This is a genomic window from Paucisalibacillus algeriensis (assembly GCF_000577245.1).
Classification (GTDB): Bacteria; Bacillota; Bacilli; order Bacillales; family Amphibacillaceae; genus Ornithinibacillus.
Genome location: NZ_CBYO010000015.1, coordinates 1 through 1,559 on the forward strand (window position 1 = coordinate 1; position 1,559 = coordinate 1,559).

1 protein-coding gene is annotated in these 1,559 nt (G+C 40.3%); it reads right to left on the reverse strand.

Annotated features, from left to right (window positions below):
- The coding region (locus TY11_RS12225) for an isopeptide-forming domain-containing fimbrial protein (RefSeq protein ID WP_042146583.1) at positions 1-1,559 on the reverse strand (1,559 nt) is incomplete at both ends.

Below are 1,559 nucleotides of genomic sequence, written 5' to 3' on the forward strand. Positions count from 1 at the left end.
CAAGCTACCTTCTACAAAAGTAAGTCCTTCTGGTAACACATCCGAAATTACCAAGTTAGTCACAAGACTTTCTTTCAAGGTATTGCGTGAGCGAATAGTATATTCAATCGTATCGCCTACTTGATAAGCTTCCACATCCGAATTGCCTTCTCCTTTTTCTACGATGCTAGAAGTCTTTTCTGATTCAAGAACAGGAATTCTTGGATAGACAAGTAATTCATGCTCTGGTTCGTCTGGCGTATCAACATTATCGCCATCCACCGTTGCGATGTTGGTAATATCTTTACTTGCTTGCCCTTCTCCAACTATAACTTGGAAGGTAATTGCATGCCATTCGGTGTCGAACACATTACCAAATTCGGCAAGGATGCTCCCATCAACACTGAAACCACTGTCGTCACCAATTGCATCAGTGACAGGTTTTCCGTCAACTGTCAATGAATCCGGGACATATACCAATCCTTCTGGAATGATATCGCTGATAATTAAATTTTCAATTAGACTATCTGCTATCGTATTACGGGTCTGTATCGTATACGTTAGAACATCCCCAACTTCTGCATGATCCGTATCCGTATTACCTTCTGCTTTTTCTGCAATAGTAGAAGTTTTATTCGATTCTAAAGCTGGAACTCTAGGTTCTACTATTATTTCATTTTCCGGTTTATCTGGAACTTCTAAATTGTCACCGTCTACTGTAGCGATATTTTGCAATGTATTTCCAACTTGACCGGAATCAATGATTGCTTGGAACGTAACGGTACGCCATTCCACATCAGATACATCTCCAAAATTACCTGTGATTGTTCCGTTAGCGAAATCAGCCGTTCCTTCATGGCTAGCTTCCAAGCTACCTTCTACAAAAGTAAGTCCTTCTGGTAACACATCCGAAATTACCAAGTTAGTCACAAGACTTTCTTTCAAGGTATTGCGTGAGCGAATAGTATATTCAATCGTATCGCCTACTTGATAAGCTTCCACATTCGAATTGCCTTCTCCTTTTTCTACGATGCTAGAAGTCTTTTCTGATTCAAGAACAGGAATTCTTGGATAGACAAGTAATTCATGTTCTGGCTTATCTGGCGTATCAACATTATCGCCATCCACCGTTGCGATGTTGGTAATATCTTGACTTGCTTGCCCTTCTCCAACTATAACTTGGAAGGTAATTGCATGCCATTCGGTGTCGAACACATTACCAAATTCGGTAAGGATGTTCCCATCAACACTGGAACCACTGTCGTCACCTACTGCATCTGTGACAGGTTTTCCGTCAACTGTCAATGAATCCGGGACATATACCAACCCTTCTGGAATGATATCGCTGATGATTAAATTTTCAATTAGACTATCTGCTACCGTATTACGCGTTTGAATCGTATATGTTAGAACATCCCCAACTTCTGGGTGCGACTTATCCGTATTACCTTCTGCTTTTTCTGCAATAGTAGAAGTTTTATTCGATTCTAAAGCTGGAACTCTAGGTTCTACTATTATTTCATTTTCCGGTTTATCTGGAACTTCTAAATTGTCACCGTCTACTGTAGCGATATTTTGCA